Below are 21,616 nucleotides of genomic sequence, written 5' to 3' on the forward strand. Positions count from 1 at the left end.
GGACAGGCTGGCGCGGCATGATCCGCCCGCGACTGGCCGACCGCCGCACCCTGATCGAATGGCTGGTCGTCGGCCTGGGCCTGTCACTTCTGGTCGTCTGGCTGGCGCTGGGATCGCCGACCCGCCGCGCGGACAACTGGATCTACGACGCCCTGCTGGCCCTTTCGCCGGGACGCGCCAGCGAACAGGTGGTCGTGGTCGCCATCGACAACCGCAGCATTGAGGCCCTGGGCCGGTGGCCCTGGTCGCGGACCCTGCACGCCCGGGCCCTGGACCGGCTGACCGAGGCCGGCGCCGCCTCGGTGGGCTATGACGTCCTGTTCGCCGAGCCCGAGGCCGACGCCGATCCGGCACTGAGCCAGGCCCTGTCACGCAACGGCCGAACCTGGCTGGCGGAACTGCTTCAGGAACCCGGCGAGAACGGCGCCGCCTTCGGGGTGGTAGAGCCCATTCCCGAACTGGCCGCCGCCGCCGCCGGCCTCGGCCATGTTGACCTGACGCCCGACCCCGACGGCGTGGTGCGCCGCCTGCCGCTGTTCATGGCCGCGGGCGGGCAGACCTGGCCCCATATGACGGCGCGGATGCGAACGGCGACCGGCGGAGTCATCACGCAGGCGCGCCAGAAAACGACGTCGCCATATCTGACCCCGCTGCAATCGACCCTGATCCGCTATCGTGGCCCGCCCGGATCGGTTCGCACCGTATCCTTCGTCGATCTGGTCCGCGGCGAGATCCCGGCCGGCTTCCTGACCGGCAAACAGGTGTTGGTCGGCATGACCGCCGACGGTCTGGGCGACCGGTTCGCCACCCCGGTCTCGCCCCACGGCGAACTGAGGCCCGGCGTCGAGATCCAGGCCGCCCTGCTCGACACCCTGATCCGCGGTGACGCCATCCGCGCCATACCCTCGTCCCTGCTGGCCTTCCTGTCCCTCATCCCGTTGTGGGGACTGATGGCCGCCTTCCTGATGCTGCGCCCGGCTATCAGTCTCGCGGCGGGTGTCGGAACAATCGCGGCGATCTTCATCGTCAGCAGCCTCGCCTTCCTCGCCGGAATCTGGCTGGCGCCTGTGGCGGCGGTCGCTGGCGTCGCCCTGGCCTGGCCTCTGTGGAGCTGGCGCCGGCTGGAAGCCGCGTCAGCCTATATGCAGACCGAGATCGACGCCTTCCGGGCGGACGGCCCCTGGCTCGCGGATTTCGCCGCCTCCCACGCTTCAGGCGACCATATCGACCGTCAGGCCACAGTTCTGAAAGCGGCCCTGCTGCGGCTCAGGGACCTCAGCGGGCTGATCTCCGACACCCTTCGCAGCCTGCCCGACGCGACGCTGGTGATCGACGACACGGGACATGTGCTCCTGGCCAACGCCCGGGCGGCGGACCTCTTCCAGGCGGAAGGGGAAATGGCCGGTTCAGACATCGACGACCTGTTCGCCCGGATCGGCGCAGAACCGCTCGAAAGCCTGCTGGCCCGGACCGGCCCGGCGCGCGAGATCCGCACCGCCACCGGCGAGGTGCTCAAGCTGGACGAGGCGCGACTGGAGCTCGCCGGGGGCGCCCGGCCCGGCGGCATCGTGCGGTTGGCAGACGTGACCGCGATCCGCGTCGCCGAACGCCAGCGTGAACAGGCCCTGCAACTCCTCAGCCACGACATGCGCTCGCCGCAGGTGTCGATCCTCACCCTGCTGGCCGATCAGACGCCGCGCGACGACGGCTTCGAGCGCCGCATCGGCGACTATGCCCGGCGCACCCTCGCCATGGCCGAAAGCTATGTGCAGCTCGCCCGCGCGGAGTCCCAGGTCATGGACCGACGCGAGTTTGATCTGGGCCAGGTGCTGATCGAGGCCGCCGATAATCTGTGGCCCCAGGCCCAGGCGCGCGAGGCCACGATCGTCACCTCCGAGGATGACGAGGAGCGGCTGGTCGTCGGCGATCCGGTTCTGGTCGGTCGCGCCCTGGTCAATCTGATCGACAACGCGCTGAAGTACGGGCCGCGGGGCGGCACGGTCGCCTGCACCCTGGAAGCCGCCGAGATCGGCGGACGCCGGTTCCACGTCTGCACCGTGCGGGACCAAGGCCCGGGCTTCCCGCCGGAAGAGGCCGAGCGCCTGTTCGAGGCCTTCCACCAGGCCGCCGATGCGAAGCCGGGCGTCGGCCTCGGCCTGGCCTTCGTGCGGATCGTGGCGGAACGGCATGGCGGAAGCGCGAGCGCGGCTCCGGAACCGGGCGGCGGCGCCCGCTTCACCCTGACCCTGCCCGACGCCGGCTGAGACCCTGCCAAGAATGACAAGAAGCCCGCCGTGAGGCGGGCTTCTCGGGAAGCTGGGTACTGGACACTCAGGCCGCGGCGGCTTTCACCGCCGCGGCCGTCACGATCAGAAGGTGTAGCGCAGCGAGGCCGAGATGGTGCGGCCGTTCAGCGTCTGCGCCTGGACCACGCCCGAAGCCGGGATGGCGCTGGCGCCGATATTCACGATCGCGATCTCATCGAAGACGTTGAAGGCGGTGACGCCCAGTTCGACGTTCCGGACCGGCCGGACGTAGACGTAGGGGTTCACGATCACATAGCCGGGCTGGACCAGGACGTTGTCGTCCTGGGCATAGCTGCTGGTCGTGCCGTTGATCGTGGCGCCGACCGTGAACATGCCGTGCTCGTACTCGGGACGGACGTTGTAGAACAGTTCCGGCTGGTGACGCGGACGGTTGCCTTCCAGGGCGGCGTTCGCCGAGTCGCTGTCGATGCTGGCCTTGGCGTAGGTGGCGCCGACGGCGATGCTGAACGGTCCGTAGCTGTACTCGCTCTCCAGCTCGATGCCGGTGGCGCTGTAGTCGCGGGTGAAGCTGATCACCTTGGGCGCGCCCGAGGAGTCGGCGCCGATCTGCGAGTTGGTCTCACCGGTCGAGGCCCAGAACGCCGTGGCGTAGGCTGTCAGGCCTTCCTGGCGGAACTTGACGCCGGCTTCGGCCTGCTGGACCTCACCATAGGCGGTGTCGGAGTCGACCAGCTTGCCGGTGGTGGAGTTGAACTGCGTCGGCGAGAACAGCTGACGTTCGGCGGCGGCGCGGCCACCGCGGCTGTAGCGGCCGAAGACCGAAACCGGCTCGGCGATACGGTAGTTCACGCCCACCGAGTAGGAGACGTAGTCGTAGCCGTAGTCGACCGTGCCCGGCTGGGACAGCGGCAGGACGGCGACCTTGGTCTCGGGCAGGCTGATGACGCCGTCACCATTGACGTCGATCGTGGCCTGACCCACGCGGGCGCCACCGAGGCTGGCGCCGTACAGGTCGCCGCTGACGTCGCCGTGGTCCAGACGGATGCTGGCGCCGACGGCCAGCTTGCCGATCTGGTAGTTGGCCGAGGCATAGGGCGCCAGGGTCTTGTAGTTGACGTCGTAGCGCTGGTGGTAGGTGTACAGCGCCGTCGCCGTGGCGAAGCCGTAGGCGATCATGCCGTTGTCGGTAACCGGGATATTGGTCGCCGTGGTCAGGTTGTAGCGCACGGCGGCGCCGCCGGTCGTATAGCCTTCCAGGGCGTTGGCGAAGCTCCAGTACATGTCGACATCTTGCGACGAGGCGTACAGGCCGAAGGTCGTCGTCAGCTTGCCTTCACCGACGTTCCACACCTTGGAGGCGCGCAGGTCGTTGGTGATGTTGTCCAGGCTGTTCAGATCCATATTGGCGTAGACGCCGATCTGCAACTGGCCGTTGCCGTTCAGGGTCGCCGGGTTGGCGATGACCTGGCCGGCGTTCGGGCCGGTGGCGTAGCTCAGGCGCGAACCCGGACCGGCGAAGGCGGCCATCAGCGAGGTCGCCGGCATGCTGACCAGCGAGATGTCGTCGTTGAACTCGCCCGAGATCCGCGAGTAACGGAGCTTCTCGGTGATGGTCCAGCCGTTGATGTCGTACTGGCCTTCGGCGCCGACCGACTTGACCACGCCGTGCACGCCGTTGCGGCGATCGAAGGTGGTCGGATTATTGTTCTGGTCGACGCCGTTATAGATGGCGGTGTCGTTCGACAGGGTGGTGTCGCGCAGACCGTCCGTGCCCGGCAGGCTGGCGAAGCTCGGATCGCTGTTCGAACCCGAGGCGACCAGCGGGAACAGGGCGTAGTTCGGCTGACGGTCGTCCAGATACTTGGCGTAGAAGCGGATGTAGCCGTGGTCGAGCTGGCGGGTCAGGTTGGCCTTGAACTGACCGCCCTTGAAACCGTCGTAGCCGAGGTCGCGCGGGCCTTCGCCCTGGCGATAGAAGCCGCCGACGTGGTAGCGCCAGCCGTCGCCCAGCGGGGCGCCGTAGTCGAAATCGACGCGGTTCAGGTCATAGTCGAGGCCCGAGGTCACCATGACGGCGCCGCCCTCTTCTTCACCCGTCTTGGAGATGAAGTTGATCAGGCCACCCGGCGAGTTGGAGGCGAAGGTCGAGGCCGAACCGCCGCGGATCACCTGGACCTGCGACAGGCCCATGTCGGCGCGCAGGAACATGTCGGTCGAACCGAAGTGGATGTCGCCGAACTCCAGGACCGGCAGGCCGTCTTCCTGGATCTGCAGATATTTGGAGCCGTCGGCGGCCAGCGGCAGGCCGCGCACGGTCACCGACGAGACGCCGTCGATGCCCGAGGTTTCGGCGCGGATGCCCGGCAGGTTGCCGATGATGCCGGCGACGCTGGAGGTGCCGACCTTGGGCAGGTCGACTTCATCCAGGGTGCTGGCGGAAATGGCGGAGTCCAGCAGGTCGCGGCCCTTGGCGACGCCCGTGCTGAAGGCTTTGGGAGCAGTGCGGATCGGGGCGTCGGCAGCCGGACCCTGGGCCGTCGCGGCAGGCGGGGTGGCGGCGGGCGCCTCGGCCATGGCCGGAGCGGCCAGCAGAAGCGGCATGATCGCCGCCGACAGATAGAGGTAGTTCATTCAGTCCCCGCAGGTCTTTTTGGTTGCGCGCATTTCTTCTGAAATACGTAGTGTTACCTATATAGAATAGATGGGTTAAATATCAGTAACGCTGCTAGCTATAATGTACGAAAACGGGACTTATCAGTATTTCTACCTAAGACCCGAAGAACATCATTACATCAAAATATTGACGTAGCGGCAGCCCGCCCCGGACGTCCGCAGGAAACCCGCGGCGCTCAAGGTCAGAAGCGGAGACGTGAAACGCCGCCGCTTCCTCTGGATGATATCGAGACAGTCGGCCGTTCGGTTCTGGCCCGATTGGAGACCTCAGAGAGACCGGGCCTGGCGAAACGCCGGCCCTACCCTCGATGTCCGGAATTCGGCGCCGGATCCGACGCCCGCCCTGACCTCAGGCCACGTTGCGGAACGACCAGTCGGCGTCCCCGTGGGTCGCTTCGGCTTCATAGGACCGGTCCGCATCGCCGCCCAGGCGGAAGCGGGCGACCAGTCGGGCCAGCTCGTCGGCCTCGGTCGCCAGGCTGCGAGCGGCGGCGGTGGCTTCCTTGACCATGGCAGCATTCTGCTGGGTCATGCTGTCCATGCTGGCGACGGCGCTGTTGACCTGTTTCAGCTTGTCGGCCTGGGCGCCCGAGCTGTGCGCGATCTCGCTGATCAGCGCATTGGTGTCGCCGATCTTGGAGCCGATCCGGGCCAGCATCTTGCCGGTGTCGCCGACGCGGCCGACGCCCGACTGGACCTGTTCGGAAGACTTGGTGATCAGCGCCTTGATGTCGCGCGCCGCATCGGCGGAACGCTGCGCCAGGGCGCGAACCTCGGTGGCGACGACGGCGAAGCCGCGGCCGGCGTCGCCGGCGCGCGCCGCCTCGACGCCCGCGTTGAGCGCCAGAAGATTGGTCTGGAAGGCGATGCCGTCGATCAGGTTGATGATCTGGCCGATCTCTTCCGAGCTCGACTGGATGGCGTCCATGGCCGAGACGGCCTCGTCAACAATGGCGCCGCCTTCGGTCGCATTGGCGTTGGCCACGGTGATCGCGGTGCGGGCGTCGGCGGCGCGCTGGGCGGTCTCGCCGACCATGCCGGTGACCTGCTGGGTCGCCGTGGTGGTTTCCTGCAGCCGGGTGGCCTGCTGCTGGGTGCGTTGCGACAGGTTTTCCGAGGCCGAATAGATCTCGGCGGCGCCGGAGTGAACGCTCTGCGCCGAACGGGCGACGCTGGAAATGCTCTGCTCCAGCCCCTCGACGGCGCTGTTGAACGACTTGCGCAGGCGCTCGTATTCCGGCGCGAACGGCCGGCTGATGACGTGGGTCAGGTCGCCCGAGGCCAGGGCTTCCAGCGCCGTATCCAGGGCTTCCACGACGCGGCGCTGGGCCTCGTCGGCGCCGACCTTGGCCAGGTCGGCCTGCTCCTTGGCGCGTTCGGCTTCCGCCTTGGCGAGGTCAGCCTCGGCCTTGGCCAGGGCCGCATCGCGGAACACCAGAACGGCGCGAGCCATGTCGCCCAGTTCGTCGGCGCGCCCGGCGTCGACAGTGATGTGGTTGTCGCCCTTGGCCAGTTGCGCCATGGCGGCGGTCAGGATCGTGATCGGACGCGCGATCGTGCGGCTCAGCAGGACCGACAGGGTCATGGCGGTCGCGATCAGGGCGATGCCGCCGAGGATCAGGGCGGCGATGGCGGTGACGATGGCGTCTTCCTGGTTCTTGCCGTTCTTGGCGATCAGCTCGGCCTCGGCCGTCCGGATGTCGCGCAGGGGCAGGACCGCCTCGCTGACCAGGACCTTCTTGCCGGCGTCGCGCACCATCTGCTGCGCCTCGTCGCGGCGACCCGAGCGAACGACCTGAATGATCCGGTCGCCCCAGTCCTTGCGCCAGGCCAGGGTCGCCGTATGCGAGTCCTCAAGGCTCTTCAGGTTGGCGGGATCCTTCAGAAGGCCCTTCATCTCGGTGTAGATGGTGTCGTATTCGTCGCGCCCTTCGTAGTAGGACTTGAGATAGCTCTCGTCCCCGGTCACGAGGAAGCCCCGGAACTGGCTGTTCTGGCGCAGGATGGCGGTTTCAAGCGACAGCGCGTTTGCGTGAATCGACTGGCTGAGGTTGTTGCTGTCCGTCGACGACCGGATCATCCAGATCGTGCCGAAGAACACCGTCATCATGATCGCGGCGGACACGCAGATCAGAACAAATGACAGGCTCAGTTTTCGAGTAATATTCATCGCAGCGATCATGTTCTTGATTTGCAACTTCGTTTACGTGGTCAGCCTGAGACACAAGGGCGTTTGATGTGTTGGGCCGTGAGTTTTGCATCTCCGACCGGCCGATACCTCGGCGTTCGTGACGCAGCCCCCACCCGCTACGATTGACTACATTTGATTGAAGGGACGGTTAACGGGCAAAGGAAGCCCACGCTTCAAGCACTCGCCTGTATAAACTACGTATTTTTACCTATCCCGACGCCCGCCCGATACGAGCGTCGACGAACGGTGACGGGGCTGACACCGGTCTCAGGTCCGAACTCCGGGAGCGTCTCGCCCGCGGGAATTTATATGAATTTAACGATCGTGGCCTAGCTACCGAAGCATCGACGGCACGCGAATGACCGGCTGAAGTGGCTGGCCGCGGCGCGGACGATTAGATTGCGGATACTTCCGAAGTACTTGGAAGGGCGCATCGGGATTAGATGACTATGCGGATCGTGAATTGATGACTGTGCTCACGACCGCCGACGCCAGACATGAATTCCTGCGTCAGGCCCAGCGTTGCCGCGAGATGGGCTCCCCCTTCCTGGCCTCCGTTCTTGAAGCCGTCGATCGGCAGCTCCTCAAGGCGCCGATCAGCGCGAACATGGTCATGGACTGGTCGGGCGATCTCGCCGCAGCCGCCGTCGCCCTGCGTTTCAACGGTGCCCTCCACGCGCTCGCCCGCCGCGGCAATCCTGAATATCTCGCGGCCCTGTACCGCCGCGAGCACGACGACTTCGACGGCGCGGTCGCCGCGGCCCTGGCGCAGGAAGACCGCTTCATCGCCAACTGGCTGCGCGAACCGACCCAGACCAACGAGATCGCCCGTGCGGCTGCGATCATGTCCGCCCTCATGGCGGCGCCGCTGGATCGGCCCATGCCGTTCGAACTGCTCGAACTGGGCTCCAGCTGCGGTCTGAACCTGAATCTCGCGCGATACGCCTATGATCTCGGCGGCCTGGTCGCGGGCGATCCCGCCTCTCCGGTCCGTATCGCGCCCCAGTGGCGCGGCGCGGCGCCGGCCATCGCCCCCGTGGACATCGCCTTCGCGCGCGGCGTCGATCTGCATCCGCTGAACGCCGCCGACGCCAATGATCGTGAACGCCTGTTGTCCTTCACCTGGGCAGACCGGCCCGAGCGCTCGAAGCGGCTCGAGGCCGCCCTGCAGATCGCGACGGCGCATCCGCCGCGGATCGAGCGCGGCGACGCCATGGATTGGCTGACGGAACAGCTGACCCGGCCGCAGGAGTTCGGACAGTGCCGCGCCATCGTCCACTCGATGTTCCTGCAGTACCTGCCCGAGTGGGACCGTCAGGCGATCTCGATCATGATCGCCGCTGCCGGCGCCATGGCGACCGCCGAACGCCCGCTGATCTGGATCGGCTATGAGTGGACGAAGGACCGCAGCGAGGTCGAGCTGCGCCTCACGTCGTGGCCGTCCGGCAAGAGCATCGTCCTGGCCAAGGGCCACCCCTATGGCGACTGGCTGGAATGGCTCGACGTCTCGGAAGTTCAGACGGCGGTCGCCGCCTGACCGACGCCTCTGCCGGTTACGGCAGACGGATCAGGTTCTGCGGCAGTCCCGGCGTCTCGACCCGCACCCGATACAGACCGCCCAGCGTCGGCTGCTCGGCCCGTTTGTCCGCATTCCCCAGCCAGGCCGTGGTCATATAGAGGTCCCGCAGGTCCGGGCCGCCAAAAGCCGCCTTGGTCACCGTCTGCACCGGCGTCGAGATCTTGCCGATGCGCTCGCCCTCCGGCGAATACAGGGCCACGCCCCAGCCGTTGAACAGGCCGACGTGCAGCACCCCGTCGGCGCGCATCGAGGGCCCGTCGCAATAGCCGTCCTCCATCACCGCGAAGACCCGCCGGTTGGACAGCACGCCTGCCTCATGATCGAAGGCCAGCACAGTCTTCGCCAGCGTATCGTGGTGATAAAGGGTCTTGCCGTCGGGGCTCAGACACGGGCCGTTGGTGACCCCATAGCCGTCGTCATGGCGGACCAGCTCGCCTTCGAACCAGCGATACAGGGCGCCGGTCTTCTGTTCTTCTGAATCGTCCATCGACCCGAACCACAGCGAGCCGTCCGGGGCGACGAAGCCGTCGTTCAGCCGGTTCTGCGGCCGGTCTTCCTCGACCGGCAGGATCAGGGTGAAACCACCGGTCGCCGGATCGAACCGGTGCAGGCCGCCACGCACACCGCAGATCAGCGAGCCGTCCTCGGCCGGCAGGGCGAAACCGGTCTGGTCGGGCGTATCCCATGAGCTCTTGTCGCCGGTCGCAGGCGTATAGCGATGCAGACGCCGTCCCTTGATGTCGACGAACCACAGGCAGGAGCGGGCCGCATCCCAGACGGGCCCCTCCCCCAGCTCGGCGCCCAGATCCCAGATCAGTTCGACTTCGGCGGTCATCAGGCGGACGGGCTCCAGGACACGCTCCAGGCGCCGACGAAGGCGCGGGCGACAGCGCCGACCTCGCTAGCGGCCCGACCGGGCTTGTACAAGGCTGAGCCAATGCCGAAGCCGTCCGCTCCCGCCGCCCGCCAGCCGGCCATGTTCGCCGGATCGACGCCGCCGACCGCATAGAGGGGCTGGCCCTTTGGCAGGACCGCCTTGACCGCCTTGACCGCCCCGGGCCCCGCCAGTTCGGCCGGGAAGAGCTTCAGCACATCAGCGCCCGCCTCCAGCGCCGCGAAGGCTTCCGTCGGGGTGAAGAAGCCGGGCATGGAGAACAGGCCCAAGGCCTTCGTCCGTTCGATGACGCGCGGATTGATATTGGGCGAGATGATCAGCTGGCCGCCGGCGCCGGCGACCTCCTCGGCCGCCTGAGGGGTCAGGACGGTGCCGGCCCCGACCACCGCCCGGCCGTCCAGCGCGTCGCGCAGCAAGCGGATGCTCTCCAGCGGGCGCGGCGAGTTCAGCGGCACCTCCAGACAGGTGAAGCCGGCCTCGACCAAGGCCTCGCCGACGCCGACCGCCTCCTCCGGCGTCAGGCCGCGCAGGATGGCGACCAGAGGCAGGACATCGAGGGCGGACTGAACAGTCAGGGTCATGGCAGGGCCTTCCAGATTCGATAGAGACCGCGCGCCACGGCGACTTCGCCCGACACCCGGCTGACATGCGCGAACCCGGCCAGGGCCAGAGCGCGCTCATAGCGGGCCGCGACCTGTTCCTCGCCGACGACACGCACGGGGCTTTCCCGATCCGCGGCCTCGGCGGCCAGTTCGGCGCCGATCAGCAGGCCCGACAGGAAGTCCACCGCGCCGTCCGGGTCGAGTTCGCCCGCGAGAGTTCGCACGCGGATGTTGAACAGATGGGCGGTGACCGCCGGATCCGACAGGGCCAGACGCACGCCGTCGTCAAAGGCCGCGTCATTCCCACCCGGCTGACCCATGCCGCGCCCGATCAGGGTCGCCTCGCGCACGGCTGCGAACAGTTCTCCGGTCAGGAAGGTTCGGAAGCCCGTGATGGCGCCGCCCTCGACCCGGATCCATTTGCAGTGGGTGCCCGGCGCGACCATCAGCCCGCTCTCGCCCGGCTCAAACAGACCCAAGGCCTGGGTCTCCTCGCCGCGCATGACGTCGCCCAGACCTTGCGGCGTCAGGGCGACGCCCGGAACGATGCGGATGTCCCGGTCGGCGACCGGACGGGCCAGCTGCGCCGCCAGCCCGCTCGCGTCGGCCGGGCAGAAGACATAGGGCGCCTCCAGCCAGCCCTGACGCGACCCCGCCATGCCGGCGATCAGGACGGGCGCTGCGCCCAACCAGTCGCCCGCGACCTCGTCCAGCACCCCGGCGAAGGCGTCGGACGTCAGCCGCCCCGCCCCGCGCGGATCGACCCGGCGATCCAGCACCTCCCCGTCCGCGCCAAGGCGCATGACACGCAGATTGCTGGTGCCCCAATCGACCCCAATCAGTTCCGTCATGAGCCTGCCGCTACCACCAGATCGTGTAGACGGCGATCAGGAAGGCGATGACGCCCACCGCGGCCAGGTTGAAGCCCAGCGTCGTCTTGTAGGTGATGTTGTCCAGCTTGATCTTCATGGCGTCGGGCTTGGCCGGGACCAGCAGGGATACGACCACGGCGGCGACCAGCGAAGCGACGAAGACGACGCCGACCCGGTTCATGAAGGGGAAGATGAACTGGCCGGTGTCCTGCAGCCACCAGAAGACGGCCGATAGCACCACCGACCCGACCGCCGCCGTCAGGGCGCCGGCCTCGGAGGCTCGCTTCCAGAACAGGCCCAGCATGAAGATGACCACAATGCCGGGGGTGAAGAAGCCGGTGAACTCCTGAATGAACTGGAAGGCCTGATCCGCCGAGCCCAGCAGCGGGCGGGCGGTCAGGACACCGATGATCATGGCCACGACGGCGGCGACGCGGCCGACCAGCACCAGATTCTGCTCGGACACGTCCTTCCTGACCTTGGCGTAGAGGTCCAGGGTGAAGATGGTCGAGATCGAGTTCACCTTGGACGCCAGCGAGGCGACGATGGCGGCGATCAGGGCGGCGAAGACCAGACCCTTCAGCCCGGTCGGCAGCAGGTTCATCATCGTCGGATAGGCCTCGTCCGGCTTGGCCAGACCCGGCGCGATGATCAGGGCCGCCAGACCCGGCAGCACGATGATCACCGGCATCAGCAGCTTCAGATAGGCCGCGAAGGCGATGCCCTTCTGGGCCTCAGGCAGCGACTTGGCCGCCAGGGCGCGCTGGATGATGTACTGATTGAAGCCCCAGTAGCTGATGTTCATGACCCATAGGCCGCCCAGCAGCACGGCGATGCCCGGCAGCTGCTGATAGTGCGGATTGTCCCTGGACAGGATCATGTCGAACTTCTCGGGGAAGCGATGCACGAGGGTCGCGAAACCGTCGACGACGCCGGATCCACCAGTGCTGTCGGCGATGTGGTTCAGGGCGATGAAGCCGATGATCAGGCCGCCGGCGACCAGCAGGGCTACCTGCACGATGTCGGTCAGGGCCACGGCCTTCAGACCGCCCCACAGCTGATAGGCCAGGGCGAAGACGGCGATGCAGACGATGGCCAGGTTCTGGTCGATGCCGGTCACCGTGGTCACGGCGATGGAGCCCAGCCACAGGATCGAGGTCACGTTCACGAAGACGTAGAGCAGCAGCCAGAAGACGGCCATGACGTTGCGGATCGTCGGGCCGTACCGCTGCTGCAGGAACTGCGGCATCGTCACGATCTCGTTGCGCAGGAAGATCGGCAGGAAGAACTTGCCGACGATCAGCAGGGTCAGCGCCGCCATCCACTCATAGGAGGCGATGCCAAGGCCGATCACATAGCCCGAGCCGCTCATGCCGATGATCTGTTCGGCCGAGATGTTGGCCGCGATCAGCGAGGCGCCGATGGCCCACCAGGGCAGGTTCTTGGAGGCCAGGAAATAGTCGGTGGAGGTCTTCTTGGCCCCCGACTTGTCGCGAGAGACCCACTGGGCCAGGCCGAAGATCGCCACGGCGTAGATCGCCAGGATGACCAGATCTATGACTGCAAGTTTCACGCGGAGTCCCCCCAAGGGCTGTCGTTCTTCGACGCTGTGGGCGGAGACGCTAGGCCAAGGGTCGAAAGTCGTCCACCTGATTTTTATATCTGGCGCTACATTTCATTGGTGATCACAATGATTCTGGCCAGACCGACGGCTCCGGCCTAGGCTGACGTCAGGAGGATTCTCGATGACCATGCAGGACGAGTCGGATCGCAAATACCGCGCCCCGGCTCTGGAAAAGGGGCTGGACGTGCTTGAGCTGCTGTCGTCTCACGGCCGTCCGATGACGCCGTCGCAGATGTCGGTGGAGCTGGGCCGGTCGGTCAGCGAACTGTTCCGCATGATCCAGGTGCTGGAGTTCCGGCACTATATCGAGGCCACGCCCGACGGTTATCGCCCGACCAACCGCCTGTTCTCGCTGGGCATGACCCAGGCGCCGGTGAAGTCCCTGACCGAGGGCGCCCTGCCGATCATGCGGGATCTGGCGCGCGACACCGTCCAGTCCTGCCACCTCGTCGTCCCGACGGAAGACCAGATCGTGGTCATCGCCCGCATCGAGAGCCCCGGCGACCTCGGCTATTCCGTGCGGCTGGGCTACCGCCGCAGCATTATCGACGCCTCCTCGGGCCTGCTCTTCTACGGCTGCGCCTCGGACCGGACCCAGGCGGCGCTGAAGGCGCGGCTGGAGCCCCTGTATCCGGCCGACCGTCTGGCCCGCTACTACGCCGACGCCGAGGCGGCTGGCGCCCAGGGCTATGTCCGCCGCGCCAGCGACTTCGTCATGGGCGTCACCGACCTCGTCGCGCCGATCATGGGCGCGGACAGCGTCATCGCCACCCTGATCACCCCCTATATCCAGCACGCCGGCGCGGCCTGCGATATCGACGCCTCGCTCGAGCACCTGCAGGCCGCCGTGAAAGCCATCTCGGCCGAGATGTCGGCCATGTCGCAAGCCTGACCGGGGCCTGATTCCGGGGCCCGATCAGACGGTTGGGCCTCATATTCCGTAACCGCCGTTGACTTGGCGGTGACGCATCGTCATTTTTGCCTGCAATATCGCTTTCATTGATGAAAGCATCAAAGACGCCGCGGAGATCGCTCCCGGCAGCAGGGAAACGACATGGGCGCGATCTATCCTGACCTGGCCGGCAAGGTCGTCATCGTCACCGGCGGGGCCGGCGGCATCGGCGAGGCCATCACCCGGTCCTTCATGGCCCAGAAAGCGAAGGTCGGCTTCCTCGATATCGATGTGGCGCGCGGCGAACGGCTGGAGGCCGAGCTCGGCGCCGATGCCCGCTTTGTCCGCTGCGACCTGACCGACATCCCGGCGCTCAAGGCCGCGATCCAGACGGTGCGCGACGCCTTCGGTCCGATCGACGTCCTGATCAACAACGCCGCCCACGACGAACGCCACGCCACGCTCGAAGTCACCGAGGACTACTGGGACGGCCGCATGGCCGTGAACCTGAAGCACCAGTTCTTCGCCGCCCAGGCCGTGCTCCCCGACATGCAGGCGACCGGCAAGGGCTCGATCATCAACATGGGTTCGACCTCCTGGGTCATCGGCCAAGGCGGCATGCCGGCCTACACCGCATCAAAGTCCGCGGTCATCGGCCTGACCCGCTCCCTCGCCCGCGACTTCGGCGAGTTCGGCGTGCGGGTGAACGCCATCGCCCCCGGCTGGATCATGACCGAGCGCCAGCTCGAGCTCTGGGTCACGCCCGAGACCGAGAAGAGCATCTACGAGAACCAGTGCCTGAAGCGCCGCCTCGTCCCCGACGATATCGCCAGGGTCGCGGTCTTCATGAGCTCCGACGAGGCCGGCGCCATCACCAATCAGCACTACATCGTCGACGGCGGCTGGAACTGATGACCGTGAAGCCCCTGAAGAAGCCGCTGCGGTCGCGCGCCTGGTTCAACAATCCGGACAACCCGGACATGACCGCCCTCTATCTGGAGCGCTACCTGAACTACGGCCTGACCCGCGAGGAGCTGCAGTCCGACAAGCCGATCATCGGCATCGCCCAGACCGGCTCCGACCTCAGCCCCTGCAACCGCCACCACATCGAACTGGCCAAGCGGGTCCGCGAGGGCATCCGCGAGGCCGGCGGCATCTGTATGGAGTTCCCGGTCCATCCGATTCAGGAAACCGGCAAACGGCCCACCGCCGGTCTGGATCGCAACCTGGCCTACCTCGGTCTGGTCGAGAGCCTCTACGGCTATCCGCTGGACGGGGTTGTCCTGACCATCGGCTGCGACAAGACCACCCCGGCCTGTCTGATGGCCGCCGCGACCGTGGACATGCCCGCCATCGCCCTGTCGGTCGGTCCGATGCTGAACGGCTGGCACCGCGGCGAGCGCACCGGCTCGGGCACCATCATCTGGAAGGCGCGCGAGATGATGGCGCGCGGCGACCTCGACTACGAAGGCTTCATCGACCTGGTCGCCACCTCGGCGCCGTCGGTCGGATACTGCAACACCATGGGCACGGCGACGACCATGAACTCGCTGGCCGAGGCCTTGGGCATGTCCCTGCCCGGCTCGGCCGCCATTCCGGCGCCCTACCGCGAGCGGGCCCAGGTCGCCTATGAGACCGGCCGGCGCATCGTCGACATGGTCCGCGAGGATCTGAAGCCCTCGGACATTCTCACCAAAGAGGCTTTCCACAACGCCATCGTGGTCAACTCGGCCATCGGTGGCTCCACCAACGCCCCGATCCACCTGACGGCCCTGGCGCGTCACGCCCACGTCGATGTGCCGTTGGAAGACTGGCAGACCAAGGGGCTGCACGTGCCCCTGCTGGTCAATCTCCAGCCCGCCGGCGCCTATCTGGGCGAGGACTATCACCAGGCGGGCGGCGTCCCCGCCGTGGTCGCCGAGCTGATGCGACAGGGGCTGATCCACGAGGACGCCCTGACCGTCAACGGCAAGACCATGGGCGAGAATTGCAAGGACGCCGAGATCGTCCTGCCCGACGTCATCCGCACCTTCGACACGGCGCTCAAGACCGACGCCGGCTTCGTCATCCTGAGCGGCAGCCTGTTCAACTCGGCGATCATGAAGCTCAGCGTCATCTCACCCGAGTTCCGGGATCGGTATCTGTCCAACCCGGACGACCTCAACGCCTTCGAGGGCCCCGTGGTCGTGTTCGACGGGCCCGAGGACTATCACCACCGCATCGACGACCCGGCCACCGGGATCACCGAACACACCCTGCTGGTCATGCGCGGCGCCGGTCCCATCGGCTATCCGGGCGCGGCCGAGGTCGTGAACATGCGGCCGCCCGCACACCTGATCAAACAGGGCATCACGGCGCTGGCCTGCATTGGCGACGGACGCCAGTCGGGCACCTCCGGCAGCCCCTCCATCCTGAACGCCTCGCCCGAGGCGGCGGCGGGCGGCAACATCGCCCTGATCGAGACGGGCGACCGGGTGCGCATCGATCTGAACACCGGCCGGGCCGACATCCTGATCCCCGATGCCGAGCTGGCGGAGCGGCGCGAGGCGCTCAAGGCGGGGGGCGGTTACGCCTACCCCGCCTCCCAGACGCCCTGGCAGGAAATCCAGCGGTCGATGGTCGGTCAGTTGGAGACCGGCGCCGTGCTCGAACCGGCGGTGAAATACCACCGCATCATCGACACCCTGGGCCTGCCTCGCGACAGCCACTGACGGCGATTTTCACGACGCCTCGCGTCGCATATGAAAATTATTTTATTGACAGAAGTTCCGCTCGGCGGTTTCCTGACTGCAAGAGGTCGGGAACAGGCCTGAGCACATCAGGGAGGCGCTGCGTTGAAGCGCGAGGTTTCACAGTCGACCGTGGTTGATCGCCGCGTCCTGATGCAGGGCGCGGGCGTTCTGGCTGTCGCTTCGTCCTTCGCCCTTCCCGCCGCCTCAGCCGCCGCCGAAACCCCCGCCGCGCGTCGCCGTGTAAAGCTGGCCTTCGACTGGAAGCATGCGCTCGGTCACGCCGCTGACATGGACAAGGATTTCGGCTTCGGCCGCGATCAGCGGACCTATGCCAAGACCGGCGGCTCGGAGAGCTCGCCCATCGCCCTGGCCGCCCTCGCCGGTTTCGACGATTCCGACTGGGCGACGGTTCAGGTCCCGCACGACTGGGCCATCGACCTGCCCTACGATCCGGGTCCCGGCGGCTTCAAGGACGATCAGGACGATCCCCGCGCCGCCCACGGCTTCAAGGCCCTCGGCCGCGATCACCCGGAGAACAGCGTCGGCTGGTATCGCCGCAAGCTGGACATCCCGGCGGACTGGGCCGGCCAGCGGCTGGGCCTCGAGTTCGACGGCGCCTTCCGCGATGTGGTCGTCTTCCTGAACGGGATCATCGTCGACGAGCACGACGGCGGCTACACGCCTTTCACCATCGACATCACCGACGTCGCGAAGCCCGGCGAGGCCAACTGGCTGGTCGTGCGCGTCGACGCCAGCCTCGGCGAAGGCTGGTTCTACGAAGGCGCGGGCCTGTATCGCCATGTCTGGCTGACCGCGACCGCCCCGCTGCACATCGCCCCCAACGGCGCCTTCATCCAGTCCGAGCCGCGTGGCTCCGGCGCCATCGGCAAGGTCGAGGTCGCCGTCCGCAACCAGGCCGACGCCGCGCGCAACGTCACCGTCCGAACGATCGTTTCCGCACCCAACGGCCTGGAACTGACCTGCGCCGAGAAGCCCCTCGCGCTCGAGGGCTGGAGCGACGGCAAGGTCGAGGCCGAGCTGCGCTGGCCTACCGCCCCGCTGTGGTCGCCCGCCGACCCGCAGCTGCACCGTCTGACTGCCGAGGTCGAGGTCGACGGCGTGGTCGTGGATCGCACCGAAACCGCTTTCGGCGTCCGCTCGGCCGTCTTCGACGCGAAGCACGGCTTCCTGCTGAACGGCGAGCCGCTGAAGCTGCTCGGCGCCTGCTGCCATCAGGACCACGCCGGCGTCGGCGCGGCCATCCCGGACGCGCTGCAGGACTGGCGGATTCTTCAGCTCAAGGCCATGGGCTGCAACGCCTATCGCGCCTCGCACAATCCGGCGACGCCTGAGCTGATGGACGCCTGCGACCGGCTGGGCATGCTGGTCATCGCCGAGACCCGACGCATGTCCTCCGACGAAGAGTCGATGAAGGAACTGGCCACGCTCGTCCGCCGCGACCGCAACCGCCCCTCCGTCATCGCCTGGTCGATCGGCAATGAGGAACAGGCCATCCAGGGCACCGAGGTCGGCGCTGCCGTCGCCCGGACCATGAAGCGGATGGTCAACCGGCTGGACCCTTCGCGTCCGGTCACGGCGGCCAAGGACCAGGACTTCGACACCGGCGTCTCTCGCGTCGTCGACATCCTCGGCTTCAACTACCGCACGCCCCAGATGGAGGGCTATCACGCCCGCTTCCCGGACCAGCCGGTCATGGGCACGGAGACCGGCAGCACCGTCTCGACCCGTGGCGAATACGTTCTGGACGTCCCGGGCCACATCGTCCCCGCCTATGACCGCGAACACCCCTGGTGGGCCTCGACCGCCGAGGAATGGTGGACCATCGCGGCGGAGCGCCCCTACATCGCGGGCGGCTTCATCTGGACCGGCTTCGACTATCGCGGCGAGCCCACCCCCTACGCCCGCTGGCCCAGCGTCGGTTCCTACTTCGGCGCCATGGACTCCTGCGGCTTCCCGAAGGACAATTTCTGGTACTACCGCGCCTGGTGGCGGCCCGAGCCCCTGCTGCACCTGTTCCCGCACTGGAACTGGGAAGGCCGCGAGGGCCAGGACGTCGAGGTCTGGGTCCATTCCAATCTCGACCGCGTCGAGCTGTTCCTGAACGGCCGCTTGGTCGGATCCAAGGACGTCGTCGCCAACCGCCATCTGGCCTGGATGGTCCCCTACGCTCCCGGCGTGCTGGAGGCGCGCGGCTGGAAGAACGGCCGTCTGGTCGCGACCCAACGCCGCAAGACCGCCGCCGCCCCCGCCGCCCTGACCCTGTCCGTGGACCGCAGCGCCCTCAAGGCCGACGGCGAGGACGTGGGCATGATCACCGCGAGCGTGGTCGATCGCCGTGGCCGTCCCTGCCCGCGCGCCGACGATCTGGTCGTGTTCGAGGTCTCGGGCGACGCGCGGGTCATCGGCGTCGGCAACGGCAATCCGGTCAGCCACGAGGCCGACCGCGCCGACCGCCGCAAACTCTTCAACGGACTGGCCCAGGCCATTCTGCAAGCCGGCCGCACGGGCGGCGCCATCACCGTCACCGCACGCGCCGAGGGCCTCCGCCCCGCCGTCCTGCGGCTCGACGCCACCGCCATCAGACAATCGACCTGAAATCAGGCGACACAGGGGAGGACACCATGACCATCAAGAGAAAGACCCTCATCGCAGCCGGCGTCTCCGCCGCCGCCTTGTTCACCGCCGCCGCGCCGGCTTTCGCCCAGACCGCCCCGGCTCCGGCCCAGACGGATGACGCCGCCCAGGTCGACGAAGTCGTCGTCACCGGCATCCGCGGCTCGCTGCGCAGCGCCATCGGGGTGAAGCGCAATTCCGACCTCGTCATCGAGGCCATCTCCTCGCAGGACATCGGCCAGCTGCCGAACGTGACCATCGCCGAGGAGCTGGTGCGCCTGCCCGGCATCAACGGCACGCGCGACCGCGGCAATCAGAGCCAGGCCGCCATCCGGGGCCTCGGTCCGCGCCTCGTCCTCGGCCTCGTCAACGGCCGCGAGGTCGCCTCGTCCGAGCCCGATCGCAACATCCGCTGGGAGATCTATCCGTCCGAGATCGTCTCGGGTGTCCAGGTCTACAAGTCGCAGTCGGCCGATCTGGTCTCGGGCGGCATCGCCGGCACCATCGACATCCGCACCGTGCGCCCGCTCGACTATCGCGGCCCGGCCTTCGTCGGCACCGCCGGCGCAGTCTATTACGACGCGGGCAAGGACCTGCCCGACTATGACCCGACCGGCTATCGTCTGAGCGCCAACGTCACCCACCCGGTCTCGGACACCCTGGGCGTCGCCCTCGGCGCGACCCATCAGGTCCAGAAGAACGGCTACTCGACCTTCGAGGGCTGGGGCTGGAACGACGCCGCGACCGGCGGCTCGGCCGGCGACGTCGATGGCGACGGCGATCTGGACGCGACCTTCTGGGGCGCCCAGACCCAGGTCAAGCGCCTGACCGAGACCCGCAACGGCGTGAACGGCGCCCTGCAGTGGAAGCCGTCCGACCAGTTCGAACTGAACCTCGACGTCCTCTATTCGGACATCAAGATCGACGAGGACCAGAACCAGATCTGGTACGGCAACAACGGCGCTTACGGGAACTATGGCGGCAGCTCCGCCTGGGCCTACGGCGACCCGACGGCCTCCTACACCATCATCAACAACACCGTGGTCGCGGCGCGCCTGCCCTACGCCTCCGTCACCAACGTCATCGCCAAATACACCGAGGACAAGACCCTGTTCGCCACCGGCCTGAACGGCAAGTGGACCTCGGGCGACTGGACCCTGACCGGCGACCTCGCCTACTCCAAGGCCGAGCGCGAGAACATGTGGCGCGCCATCTTCACCGAACAGTATCCAGCCATGGCCGGCGTCGACATGACGCCCGGCCGGACGCCGTCGGCCTACGCCAGCTATGACACCGGCGACGTCTCCTATCAGCCGCTGCAGAGCTATCGCCCGGCCCAGGCGGACGGCGGCAATCTGTCGGACGAACTGACCACCGCCCGCTTCGACGTCTCGCACTACAGCGGCGACACCGGCGTGACCGAGATCTCGTTCGGCGGCCGCCTGACGGACCGCACGAAGGAGTATACGCGGACCTTCTGGACCCAGGCGCCGATCATCGCGACCCTGCCGGCCAGCATCCTGACCAGCTTCAAGGTCTCGGACTTCGACACCCCTTCCTTCATCAACGGCGACTTCGACGCCGTGGCCAAGGCCGCCATCGGCGGCTTCGTCCAGCCGGCCAACAGCACCGACACCGCGTCGGGCTGGGGCGTCGATGAGACGGTCGCCGAAGCCTATGTGAAGATGAAGTTCGCCGGCGGCCTCATGGGCCTGCCCGTCACCGGCAACGTCGGCATGCGCGCCGTCCAGGTCGACACCACCAGCCACGGCTATGAGTCCGTCAACGGCGGCGCCCTGACGCCGATCAACATCGACAACGACTACTTCCAGCTGCTGCCCAGCCTGAACCTGACCCTGTCGCTCGCCGAAGGTCAGCAACTGCGCTTCGGCCTGGCCCGCACCATGGCCCGTCCGCCGCTGGACGAGCTGCGCGCCGGCCGGACGCTCTACAACACCACCCCGCCGCCCACGGGCTCGGCCGGCAACCCGCTGTTGAAGCCCTACATCGCCAACCAGGTCGACCTGTCCTACGAGTTCTACTTCGCGCCCGAGGCCCTGTTCGCCGCGGCCGTCTACTACAAGGACGTCGAGACCCACATCGGCTATTCGACCCAGCCGGTCAGCATCGGCGGCGTGACCTATAACGTCACCGGCCCGTTCAACGGCGACGGCGGCGGCATCAGCGGCGCCGAGTTCACCTTCCAGACCCCGTTCAGCTTCGTCCCGGCGCTCCAGAACTTCGGCATCTACGCCAACTTCGCCTACGTCCATTCGGACGTGAAGGAGTTCTACCCGGCCAACAACCCGCTGGAGTCCACGGGTCTGGCCAAGGAGACGGCGACGGTCGACCTCTGGTACTCGGACGGCAAGCTGGAGAGCCGTCTGGGCTACAAGTACCACAGCCCGTTCACCGTCATCACCGGCTGGGACGGCTCGGCCCTGCGGACGCTCGAAAGCGAGGCCACGCTGGACTTCAGCGCCTCCTACCAGCTGACCAGCAATGTCGGCTTCCGCTTCCAGGCCAGCAACCTGACGGATGAGGAGGTCCGGGTTCACTACGACAACGACGCGAACCGTCTGGCCAGCCAGACGCGCTTCGGCCGTCGCTTCAGCCTCGACGCCACCTTCCGCTACTAGAACCCGTGCGGCCTGG

At 67.3% G+C, this 21,616-nt stretch carries 12 protein-coding genes and 1 pseudogene; 7 read left to right on the forward strand and 6 right to left on the reverse strand.

The annotated features are described in order from the left end of the window. Window positions 1–17 precede the first annotated feature (17 nt). Window positions 18–2,264 (forward strand): CHASE2 domain-containing protein, encoded by a 2,247-nt coding sequence (locus AC07U0_RS00710; protein WP_494718118.1) that lies wholly within the window; start codon window positions 18–20, stop codon window positions 2,262–2,264. Window positions 2,265–2,369: 105 nt separating this feature from the next. Here the strand turns inward: AC07U0_RS00710 and AC07U0_RS00715 are convergent, their stop codons facing one another. Both AC07U0_RS00715 and AC07U0_RS00720 read right to left on the reverse strand, forming a co-directional pair. Beyond that, window positions 2,370–4,898: a TonB-dependent receptor gene (locus AC07U0_RS00715; protein ID WP_494718119.1), complete on the reverse strand. Its 2,529-nt coding sequence runs from the start codon at window positions 4,896–4,898 to the stop codon at window positions 2,370–2,372. A 469-nt stretch (window positions 4,899–5,367) separates the two neighbouring features. After that, a pseudogene (locus AC07U0_RS00720) lies at window positions 5,368–7,122 on the reverse strand (methyl-accepting chemotaxis protein); the annotation flags it as partial. Window positions 7,123–7,597: 475 nt separating this feature from the next. On the opposite strand from AC07U0_RS00720, the gene AC07U0_RS00725 reads away from it, so the two are divergent. Continuing rightward, window positions 7,598–8,668 (forward strand): DUF2332 domain-containing protein, encoded by a 1,071-nt coding sequence (locus tag AC07U0_RS00725; protein ID WP_494718120.1) that lies wholly within the window; start codon window positions 7,598–7,600, stop codon window positions 8,666–8,668. Window positions 8,669–8,684: 16 nt separating this feature from the next. Here the strand turns inward: AC07U0_RS00725 and AC07U0_RS00730 are convergent, their stop codons facing one another. Genes AC07U0_RS00730 through AC07U0_RS00745 form a run of 4 tightly spaced genes read right to left on the reverse strand, consistent with a single transcriptional unit; the run spans window position 8,685 to window position 12,652 of the window. After that, window positions 8,685–9,545, reverse strand: coding sequence for an SMP-30/gluconolactonase/LRE family protein (locus tag AC07U0_RS00730; protein ID WP_494718121.1), 861 nt, complete (start codon window positions 9,543–9,545; stop codon window positions 8,685–8,687). Next, entirely contained in the window at window positions 9,545–10,186 is a 642-nt protein-coding gene (locus AC07U0_RS00735; protein WP_494718122.1) for a 2-dehydro-3-deoxy-6-phosphogalactonate aldolase, read from the reverse strand. The genes AC07U0_RS00730 and AC07U0_RS00735 overlap by 1 nt, the downstream gene beginning before the upstream one ends. Continuing rightward, window positions 10,183–11,058 carry a 2-dehydro-3-deoxygalactonokinase gene (locus AC07U0_RS00740; protein WP_494718123.1) on the reverse strand — a complete coding sequence of 292 codons (876 nt, stop codon included), beginning with the start codon at window positions 11,056–11,058 and terminating at the stop codon, window positions 10,183–10,185. The genes AC07U0_RS00735 and AC07U0_RS00740 overlap by 4 nt, the downstream gene beginning before the upstream one ends. 10 nt (window positions 11,059–11,068) lie before the next feature. Further along, a complete protein-coding gene (locus AC07U0_RS00745) occupies window positions 11,069–12,652 on the reverse strand; it encodes a sodium/sugar symporter (RefSeq protein WP_494718124.1) in 1,584 nt (527 codons plus the stop codon). 172 nt (window positions 12,653–12,824) lie between these two features. On the opposite strand from AC07U0_RS00745, the gene AC07U0_RS00750 reads away from it, so the two are divergent. The 5 genes from AC07U0_RS00750 to AC07U0_RS00770 all read left to right on the forward strand — a co-directional run bounded on the left by AC07U0_RS00750 (window position 12,825) and on the right by AC07U0_RS00770 (window position 21,600). Next, a complete protein-coding gene (locus tag AC07U0_RS00750; protein WP_494718125.1) occupies window positions 12,825–13,595 on the forward strand; it encodes an IclR family transcriptional regulator in 771 nt (256 codons plus the stop codon). A 162-nt stretch (window positions 13,596–13,757) separates the two neighbouring features. Continuing rightward, window positions 13,758–14,507: an SDR family NAD(P)-dependent oxidoreductase gene (locus AC07U0_RS00755; RefSeq protein WP_494718126.1), complete on the forward strand. Its 750-nt coding sequence runs from the start codon at window positions 13,758–13,760 to the stop codon at window positions 14,505–14,507. Beyond that, a complete protein-coding gene (locus AC07U0_RS00760) occupies window positions 14,507–16,306 on the forward strand; it encodes an IlvD/Edd family dehydratase (RefSeq protein WP_494718127.1) in 1,800 nt (599 codons plus the stop codon). The genes AC07U0_RS00755 and AC07U0_RS00760 overlap by 1 nt, the downstream gene beginning before the upstream one ends. Window positions 16,307–16,429: 123 nt before the next feature. Continuing rightward, complete coding sequence (galA, locus tag AC07U0_RS00765) at window positions 16,430–18,943, forward strand: beta-galactosidase GalA (protein WP_494718128.1); 2,514 nt, start codon at window positions 16,430–16,432, stop codon at window positions 18,941–18,943. Window positions 18,944–18,969: 26 nt separating this feature from the next. Continuing rightward, window positions 18,970–21,600, forward strand: coding sequence for a TonB-dependent receptor (locus tag AC07U0_RS00770; RefSeq protein WP_494718129.1), 2,631 nt, complete (start codon window positions 18,970–18,972; stop codon window positions 21,598–21,600). Window positions 21,601–21,616: the final 16 nt, after the last annotated feature.

It is taken from the genome of Brevundimonas sp. GW821-FHT02A10, from assembly GCF_059422025.1.

Excerpts from the sequence above, each read along its gene's own strand:
- AC07U0_RS00710 (WP_494718118.1), top strand. The coding sequence starts at position 18 with ATGATCCGCCCGCGACTGGCCGACCGCCGCACCCTGATCGAATGGCTG.
- AC07U0_RS00715 (WP_494718119.1), bottom strand. The coding sequence starts at position 4,898 with ATGAACTACCTCTATCTGTCGGCGGCGATCATGCCGCTTCTGCTGGCC.
- AC07U0_RS00725 (WP_494718120.1), top strand. The coding sequence starts at position 7,598 with ATGACTGTGCTCACGACCGCCGACGCCAGACATGAATTCCTGCGTCAG.
- AC07U0_RS00730 (WP_494718121.1), bottom strand. The coding sequence starts at position 9,545 with ATGACCGCCGAAGTCGAACTGATCTGGGATCTGGGCGCCGAGCTGGGG.
- AC07U0_RS00735 (WP_494718122.1), bottom strand. The coding sequence starts at position 10,186 with ATGACCCTGACTGTTCAGTCCGCCCTCGATGTCCTGCCTCTGGTCGCC.
- AC07U0_RS00740 (WP_494718123.1), bottom strand. The coding sequence starts at position 11,058 with ATGACGGAACTGATTGGGGTCGATTGGGGCACCAGCAATCTGCGTGTC.
- AC07U0_RS00750 (WP_494718125.1), top strand. The coding sequence starts at position 12,825 with ATGACCATGCAGGACGAGTCGGATCGCAAATACCGCGCCCCGGCTCTG.
- AC07U0_RS00755 (WP_494718126.1), top strand. The coding sequence starts at position 13,758 with ATGGGCGCGATCTATCCTGACCTGGCCGGCAAGGTCGTCATCGTCACC.
- AC07U0_RS00760 (WP_494718127.1), top strand. The coding sequence starts at position 14,507 with ATGACCGTGAAGCCCCTGAAGAAGCCGCTGCGGTCGCGCGCCTGGTTC.
- AC07U0_RS00770 (WP_494718129.1), top strand. The coding sequence starts at position 18,970 with ATGACCATCAAGAGAAAGACCCTCATCGCAGCCGGCGTCTCCGCCGCC.